We start from the raw sequence: 7,207 nt of genomic DNA on the forward strand, positions 1-7,207 counted from the left end.
GGCACGACGCACGGGGAGAAGAACGACAGCAGGCCCGCGGCCAGGGCGAGCGGCAGGGCGAGGACGAGCGAGCCGTCGACGACGGTCTCGCCGATGCCGGCGATCACGACGCGGACCCCTGGACGTCCTCGATCAGCCCGCGCAGGGTGGACTCGCTGGTGAACGGGCCGAGGTAGCGGACGGCCACCTTGCCGTCGGCGTCGATGATCCAGGTCGTCGGCGTCGCCATGGTGGGCAGGCTGTCGGCGAACTGGACGGCGTAGGTGCCGGCGTCATCGGCGAAGCTCGGATAGGGCACCCCGCGCGAGCGCTCGAACGCCCGGGCCCCGGCGACGTCGCGCGTCGCGATCCCGACGAACTGCACGCCGTCGTCGGCCAGCTCGCGGGCCACGGCGCTCAGCACCGGCTCCTCGGCGCGGCACGGCGGGCACCACGAGCCCCACACGTTCACCACGACGACCTGGCCGGCGAACTGCTCGAGCGACAAGGGCTCGCCCTCGAGGTCCTCGCCCTCGAGGTCGGGGGCGTCCTTGCGGTCGGGGGCGTCGACGACGACGTAGCTGCCGTCACCGGAGATGTAGCCGCCACGGGTGCCGTCGGTGCCGTCCGAGCCGCCGCAGGCAGACAGGACGAGGGAGCACAGCGCCACGGCGAGGACGCCGCGGACGCGTCGAGGGAGAAAGTTCATGAGAGCGGCGCCTTGTCGAGTGCCGCGGTGATTGCTCGGTCGAGATCGGACGCCTGGGTGACGGCGATCGGCTTACCGCCAACGAAGAACGATGGGGTGCCCTGGGCGCCGAGTGCGATGGCGTCGTTGAAGTCCTTGCGCACACGGTCAGCGACTTCCTGACTGTCGACGTCCGCGTCGTACTGGGCCATGTCGAGGCCGAGGTCGGCGGCGAACTCGCGGAAGAGCGCAGCCTTGGAGACCTGCTGCTCGCCCCACTCGGCCTGGGTCTCGTACATGCGCTGGTACATCGGCTCGAGCTTGCCCTGCCGGGCGGCGGCCTCCACGGCCACTGCGGCGTTCATGGCGTTGAAGTGGCCGGGCATCGGCATGTAGCGGATGACGAACTCGACCTTGCCTGCGTAGTCCTTGCGGAGCTGTTCGACGTAGGGGTACGCCGCTCGGCAGCCCTCGCACTCGAAGTCCAGGAACTCAACGAACACCGGCGCCCCGTCGGGCGCCTCCTGCAGCCGGTGGCTATCGGCTCGCACGGCGATGCTGTCGCCCCGACCTTCCGCGGCCTTGTCAGGCCGGTCGCGCTGCTCGAGCACCACCAAGGCGCCGAACACCGCCACGAACAACACGACCACCACGAGCGCTACGACCGACTGCCTCCGCATCCTCATGCCCGAATAATAGGTGACAGGTGTCGTTGCTTGGCGCTATCATCGCCATATGGCGATCTTAGATGAGTTGTCGGTGTCGGCGACGCCCGACGAGACTGCCGCGAGCAGCGCGGCCGCATGCCTCTTCCGTGGGATGAGTGATCCGTCGCGGGTCGCGATCCTGAGGCACCTGCTTATGGGCGAGCACAACGTCCGCGAGCTCACCACCCACCTGAACCTGGCCCAGTCGACGGTCTCCAAACACCTCGCGTGCCTGCGCGACTGCGGGCTGGTCGACGCCCGCCCAGTGGCCCGGTCCTCGGTCTACCGCCTGACCCACCCCGACGCGGTCCTGAAGGTGTTCACGGCCGCCGAGGAACTCCTGGCCGAGACCGGCGACAAGGTCCGACTGTGCCCCACCTACGGCGAAGGAGCCGAAGCATGAGCGCCCACCCGTCGGCATCGACGTTCACCGCCGATCCCGAACTTCGCCGCAAACTTGGACGCCGTGCCCAGCTGCTGGCCGGCGCCACGGTCTCTTACAACCTCGTCGAGGCGGTGATCGCGATCACCGCAGGGCTCGCTGCAGGATCAGTCGCGCTTGTGGGATTCGGTCTCGATTCTGTAGTCGAGGTGAGCAGCGGGCTCATCATCTTGTGGCAGTTCCGCCACAAGATGCCTGAGTCTCGTGAGCAGCAGGCGCTCAAGCTCATGGCACTGTCGTTCTTCGCGCTCGCCGCCTACGTGTCGTTCGAGTCGGTCCGCGCGCTCATCGGAGACCACCAGCCCGAGTCCTCGAGCGTCGGGATCGGCCTGGCGATCGCATCTCTTCTGATCATGCCGTTCCTGTCCTGGGCGCAGCGCCGCACTGGGCGCGCGCTCGGCTCGAGCGCTGTTGTCGCCGACTCCACGCAGACCTTGCTGTGCACCTACCTGTCGGCGGTGCTCCTGCTCGGTCTCGTCCTCAACGCGACTTTGGGTTGGTACTGGGCCGACCCGATCGCCGGCCTCATCATCGCCGTCGTAGCCGCACGAGAGGGCCTCGAAGCATGGCGCGGTGAGGACTGCGGATGCGGTCCCATCGCCATCTCGACCACCTCTGACGAGCCAGAGACTAGCTGCACCTCCGGCGACTCCTGCTGCGGAACTTCCGAAGCGTGACCGGCGTAGCGGCCGTCCAGGCCCTCGGCCTCTTCGTGGCCACGAACATCGACGACATCATCGTTCTGTCCCTTTTCTTCGCTCGCGGCGCCGGAGAACGGGGCACCACGACCCGGATCCTGCTTGGCCAGTACCTGGGATTCGCCGGCATCCTTCTGGCGGCTGTAGTCGCGTCGCTGGGAGCTGGGGTGGTCCTCCCCGAAGAGGCCATCCCCTACTTCGGTCTAATCCCTCTCGTGCTCGGCCTCCGAGCCGGATGGCAAGCGTGGCGCGAGGACGACGACGATGACGAGCTCGACGCCGGAAAGTCTGTCGCCGTCGGGACTGTCGCGGCCGTCACCTTCGCCAACGGAGGCGACAACATCGGCGTGTACGTACCCGTCTTCCTGAACGTCGGAGCGGCAGCAACATTCGTCTACTGCATCGTCTTCCTGATCCTCGTAGCCGTCTTGGTCGCCACGGCTCGCTTCATTGCCACCCGCCGCGGAATAGCCGAGATCCTTGAGCGGTGGGAGCACGTGCTCTTCCCGCTCGTGCTGGTGGGCCTCGGCCTCACGATCTTGATCACTGGCGGAGCATTCGGGCTCTAACAGCGCACCCAACTGATGGAGGGGCCGCGGGCTTGATCCCCGCGGCCCCTCCCCCGCGGTTGGGTCTAGACGCTGCGGCCGATGGCGTCGGCGAGCAGGACCTGCTTGTGGCGGGGCTCGTGGGTGGTCTGGTCGGTCCAGGTCTCGGTGACGATCGAGCCGGTGACGACGACCTTCGCGCCCGACTCCAGATCCCGCGCCCGGGTGGCGAGGGTCTTGAACGTCTTGACGACGTAGCGGGTGGTGTCGCTGTTGGACCACTCCCCCGACTCGCTGTCCTGGGTGCGGCGGTTGGTCAGGACGACGAGCTCGGTGAGGTTGTCGAAGACCTGGGGGGCCTGGGCGAGGCGGCCCTCGATGGTGATGGTGCTGGTGAACATGTCGTGTTCCTTGCTGGTCGTGGTGCTTGCTCGGGTAGGTGGTCAGCGGTCGGTGGGCCCGGTGAGCGTGTCGATCGCTTCGGTGAGCCGGGCGCGGGCCAGGGTCAGGGCCTCGACGGCGAGGGCGTCCATGTGGACCTGGGCGGCGAATCCGCCGTTGCCGATCTCGCTGCGGGCTTCCTCGAGCAGGCTCTCGACGTGCTCGCGGTTGCTGGTGTGGGTGGTGGTGGCCATGACTGGCGTCCCCCTTCTGCCGGTGCGGTGGGCCGTTGGAACGTCTGCCCGTCCCAACCGTTCTTCGCCCCCTCCCGGCAAGAGAGATCAGCGGCCGCCAGGGAGCGCGGAGCGCCAACCCGCAGGGCAACGCCGGCGTGCTGGTCGTGAGGAAATAAGCGACCGCAGGGAGCGCCGATCGGGCGGGATGCCGGTGGGGTCCCCGTCAGGGGATTGCGTGGAGCGCGGGCGGCCGAGGATGGAACGACCGGGAGGGGTACGAAGCTGCTCGTCGAGCTCTAGTCCGGCCGCAGGCCGGCCCCTTGCGTGGCCGCAGGCCGCGGATCTTCCTGCCGGTCGGCACGGCCGGCACCAGGTGGCGCCGGCCTCCGTGGCGGCTCCGCTCGGCTAGCGGTCGGGATGACGCGAGAGGATCTGGCCGTGTCCAAGTACGACGCGCTCTACGAGCATCTGGCCGCGCACGAGGGCGAGCGCCTGGTGATGAGCTTCGACGACGTCGACGAGGTTCTGAGCGGCGGCCTGCCGCCGTCGGGGCGGCGTCATCGCGAGTGGTGGGCATCGCACGACGACCGCCACGTGCAGGCCCGCGCGTGGCTGGACGCCGGCTTTCGGGCCTACCCGGACATGCGCGAGCGGACGGTCACGTTCGAGCGGACCTGAGTCGGGGTAATCCGGTGGTCGGTCCGCTGTGCGGGCCGACCACCGGCGCGGCTAGAGCACGGTGGCCTGGGAGCCCTGCAGCCGTGCGATGGCTGCGGCCGCGTAGGCCGGGCCGAGGGCCCGGCACCAGTCGCAGGTGACGGCGGCCCAGCGGGCGGGGCGGCCGAACGTCAGGTGGTCGCCGCAGGTGAGGGCCTCGACCAGGTCGGCGCGGCACGCGAGGGACATGTCGGGCAGGACGACGTGCGTGCTGCTGGCGGTGTCGGTGCCGAAGTCGAGCACGCCCTGGACGGCGCTCACGCGATCGCCTCGATCGGCTCGAACGGACCCATGCGCGTCAGCAACCTGCAGACCGCGACGTTCTCCGGCCCGCTCGGCTCGGCGGTCGGCACGCACCCCCACCGCCCGGACGGCCTGGTCGTCGCCACGGAGCAGCCGACCCGCGTCCTGTGGACCGCGACGGCGGGCGAGGTCGAGGTGCGGGCCAGCGCCAGCGCGGACCCACGCTGCATGCTCGGCCTCTGGCTCGTCGGCACCGAGGTCTCGGGCCCGCAGGACGCCGGCGAGCTGTGCATGGCCGAGCTGTTCGGCGACCTGCGCTCGCCGGGACGCTCGACCGTCCGGCTCGGCGTGAAGGCGCACCACGACCCGCGGCTCGCCGACGACGTCGAGGACGTCGTGCTGGCGATCGACACCGCCGAGCCCCACACGTACGCCGTGCGCTGGCACGACGACGAGGTGACCTTCCTCGTCGACGGCGCCGTCGTGAAGACCTGCCGCCAGCGCCTGGGCTACGACCTGCAGCTCATGGTCAGCCTGTTCGAGCTCCCCGACGACGCGCCGCGCGACCCGTCCGCGTACCCGCGCACCGCGCTGGTCCACGAGGTCCATGCCCGGCCCCACCCCGCTCGCAGCGCCTGACACCCGAGCGCTCCTGAGGTGGACGCAGAAGGACCACGATCCGGCGGATCGTGGTCCTTTCGCGTCCCCGTCCCGGCCGGGCCGAGGCGGGGTGAGCCGGTCTAGCGGCGGCGGCCCTTGGGGCTGACCTTCGCGCGCTCCAGCACGTGCGGCTCCTTCGCCTCGATCGGCGGGGTCTCGCCGACGATGACGTTGTGGCTGCCCCACAGCAGGTACTTGGCGCCGAGGTTGGTCAGCGTCGCGAAGCGGTTGCGGTTGCCCAGCAGCATGAAGATGTGCAGGCCGACCCAGATGAGCCAGGCCAGGAAGCCCTTCATCTTCGGCATCCAGCGGATCTCGGCGACGGCCGAGGCCTTGCCGATGGTGGCCATCGTGCCCTTGTCGAAGTACTTGAACGGCTTGACCGAGGCGACGTCGCCGGCGAGGTCGGCCTTGATGTACTTCGCGACGTGCTTGCCGCCCTGCATGGCCGGCTGGGCCAGCTGGGGCAGCGGGTCGTCGGGGTTGATCGACACGTCGCCGATGGCGAACACGTTGGTCAGGCCGTGCACGCGCAGGTGCTCGTCCATCTCGATGCGCTTGCCGCGGCCCTGCGGGACGTTCCAGTTCTTGACGACGTCGTGCGCGGTGATGCCCGAGCCCCAGACGACGATGCCGGCGTGCAGGAACTCCGGCTCCGCGTCGCCCTGCTGCACGACGACGCCGTCGGCGCGCACCTCCTTGACCGAGGTGCCCAGGCGCAGGTCGACGCCGCGCTTCTCCAGCGACGCCTTGGCGTAGTCGCGCAGCTTCGGCGCGAACGGGGCCAGGACGAAGTCCTGCATCTCCACGAGGGTGATGTGCACCTTCGCGGGGTCGATCTCGGGGTAGGCGACCGGCAGGTCGTTGTTGCGCAGCTCGGCGAGCGCACCGGCCGTCTCGACGCCGGTGGCGCCGCCGCCGACGACGAGCAGGCGCATGTCCTGGTCGTGGCCGTTGACCGCGGCGTTCTCGAGCAGCGCGAACATCCGGTCGCGGACCGCCAGCGCCTGCGAGCGCTTGTACAGCGGCATCGAGTACTCGGCGGCACCGGGGATGCCGAAGAAGTTGGCGGTGACGCCGCAGGCGATGACGAGGTAGTCGTACTGCAGCTCCAGGCCGCCGTCCAGGTGCACGAGGCGCTGCTCGTGGTCCATGGACGTCACGGTGCCCTTGAGGAAGATGACGTTGTCCTGCTTGGCCCGCACGGCGCGCAGGAACCAGGTGACGTCACCGGGGTTCAGGCTCGCGGTGGCGACCTGGTAGAGCAAGGGGTTGAAGGTGTTGTACGCGTGCCGGTCGATCAGGGTGATGTCGACGTCGGCCTTGCGCAGGTTGCGGACGACGTTGAGTCCGCCGAACCCGCCGCCCACGACCACGACGTGCGGACGCGTGCGCTCCTCGCTGGGGTTGTCAGCCATGGCTCCATCGTAGTCCCGGGGCTCCCGGGCCTCACGTCGGAGGGCGGGTCAGCGGGATGATAGCCAGGCTCGGGCGTCCTGCCGTGTGATCCACCACACGACGAGGGCGGCCGCGCCGGCCCAGGGCCAGCCCATCGGGACGGCCGCGAGGCCCACCACGAACGTCACCGCGCACATGACGAGCGCGAAGACGCGGGCGCCCTTCACCCGGGCCAGGAGCAGCGCGCCGGCCAGGGCTCCCAGCAGCGAGACGACGGTGAGGATGCTGCAGCCGACGAAGATCCATCGCGCGAGCGTCTCGGCGTCGGTGTTGAGCTCGGTGACGCTGTCGGTCATGAGCGGCTGCTCCTCGAGCAGGCGCACGTACTCGTCGGGCGAGACCAGGTAGATCAGCGCGTTGAGCCCGGCGACGCCGGCGACGACGCCCGCCGAGGCGAGCATGACGACGGCCGCCGTCAGCACGGACGCCGGACGGCGCCGGCCGGTCGGT

The 7,207-nt window shown here is 69.8% G+C and carries 12 protein-coding genes; 5 read left to right on the forward strand and 7 right to left on the reverse strand.

Translation table 11 applies throughout. From position 1 onward, the window contains the following. Positions 1–103: 103 nt before the first annotated feature. Together AC2W7G_RS06180 and AC2W7G_RS06185 are read right to left on the reverse strand one after the other, a co-directional pair. Positions 104–688 carry a TlpA family protein disulfide reductase gene (locus tag AC2W7G_RS06180; protein ID WP_485867661.1) on the reverse strand — a complete coding sequence of 195 codons (585 nt, stop codon included), beginning with the start codon at positions 686–688 and terminating at the stop codon, positions 104–106. Beyond that, positions 685–1,320, reverse strand: a complete 636-nt coding sequence (locus AC2W7G_RS06185; protein WP_485867662.1) for a DsbA family protein — start codon at positions 1,318–1,320, stop codon at positions 685–687. Before AC2W7G_RS06185 ends, AC2W7G_RS06180 begins: the two co-directional genes overlap by 4 nt. 82 nt (positions 1,321–1,402) lie before the next feature. On the opposite strand from AC2W7G_RS06185, the gene AC2W7G_RS06190 reads away from it, so the two are divergent. Genes AC2W7G_RS06190 through AC2W7G_RS06200 form a run of 3 tightly spaced genes read left to right on the forward strand, consistent with a single transcriptional unit; the run spans position 1,403 to position 3,083 of the window. Continuing rightward, positions 1,403–1,777, forward strand: a complete 375-nt coding sequence (locus AC2W7G_RS06190) for an ArsR/SmtB family transcription factor (protein WP_019146650.1) — start codon at positions 1,403–1,405, stop codon at positions 1,775–1,777. Continuing rightward, positions 1,774–2,493 (forward strand): cation diffusion facilitator family transporter, encoded by a 720-nt coding sequence (locus AC2W7G_RS06195; protein WP_485867663.1) that lies wholly within the window; start codon positions 1,774–1,776, stop codon positions 2,491–2,493. Before AC2W7G_RS06190 ends, AC2W7G_RS06195 begins: the two co-directional genes overlap by 4 nt. Beyond that, a complete protein-coding gene (locus AC2W7G_RS06200) occupies positions 2,490–3,083 on the forward strand; it encodes a cadmium resistance transporter (protein WP_019146652.1) in 594 nt (197 codons plus the stop codon). The genes AC2W7G_RS06195 and AC2W7G_RS06200 overlap by 4 nt, the downstream gene beginning before the upstream one ends. A 65-nt stretch (positions 3,084–3,148) precedes the next feature. Here AC2W7G_RS06200 and AC2W7G_RS06205 read toward each other — a convergent pair whose 3' ends face one another. Both AC2W7G_RS06205 and AC2W7G_RS06210 read right to left on the reverse strand, forming a co-directional pair. Then, a complete protein-coding gene (locus AC2W7G_RS06205) occupies positions 3,149–3,463 on the reverse strand; it encodes a single-stranded DNA-binding protein (RefSeq protein ID WP_485867664.1) in 315 nt (104 codons plus the stop codon). A 42-nt stretch (positions 3,464–3,505) separates the two neighbouring features. Continuing rightward, positions 3,506–3,697: a hypothetical protein gene (locus tag AC2W7G_RS06210; RefSeq protein WP_485867665.1), complete on the reverse strand. Its 192-nt coding sequence runs from the start codon at positions 3,695–3,697 to the stop codon at positions 3,506–3,508. Between the two features lie 420 nt (positions 3,698–4,117). On the opposite strand from AC2W7G_RS06210, the gene AC2W7G_RS06215 reads away from it, so the two are divergent. Next, entirely contained in the window at positions 4,118–4,357 is a 240-nt protein-coding gene (locus tag AC2W7G_RS06215; RefSeq protein WP_485867666.1) for a DUF7662 domain-containing protein, read from the forward strand. Between the two features lie 51 nt (positions 4,358–4,408). Here the strand turns inward: AC2W7G_RS06215 and AC2W7G_RS06220 are convergent, their stop codons facing one another. After that, positions 4,409–4,657, reverse strand: a complete 249-nt coding sequence (locus tag AC2W7G_RS06220) for a hypothetical protein (RefSeq protein ID WP_485867667.1) — start codon at positions 4,655–4,657, stop codon at positions 4,409–4,411. 30 nt (positions 4,658–4,687) lie between these two features. Between AC2W7G_RS06220 and AC2W7G_RS06225 the strand changes: the two genes are divergently transcribed. Further along, entirely contained in the window at positions 4,688–5,278 is a 591-nt protein-coding gene (locus AC2W7G_RS06225) for a glycoside hydrolase family 16 protein (RefSeq protein WP_485867668.1), read from the forward strand. Between the two features lie 101 nt (positions 5,279–5,379). Here AC2W7G_RS06225 and AC2W7G_RS06230 read toward each other — a convergent pair whose 3' ends face one another. Then, positions 5,380–6,717, reverse strand: a complete 1,338-nt coding sequence (locus AC2W7G_RS06230; protein ID WP_485867669.1) for an NAD(P)/FAD-dependent oxidoreductase — start codon at positions 6,715–6,717, stop codon at positions 5,380–5,382. 48 nt (positions 6,718–6,765) lie between these two features. Next, positions 6,766–7,207: hypothetical protein (locus AC2W7G_RS06235; RefSeq protein WP_485867670.1), on the reverse strand; the 442-nt coding region annotated here is incomplete at its 5' end.

The sequence above is a fragment of the Aeromicrobium sp. PFPM2_SD2 genome, assembly GCF_057364525.1.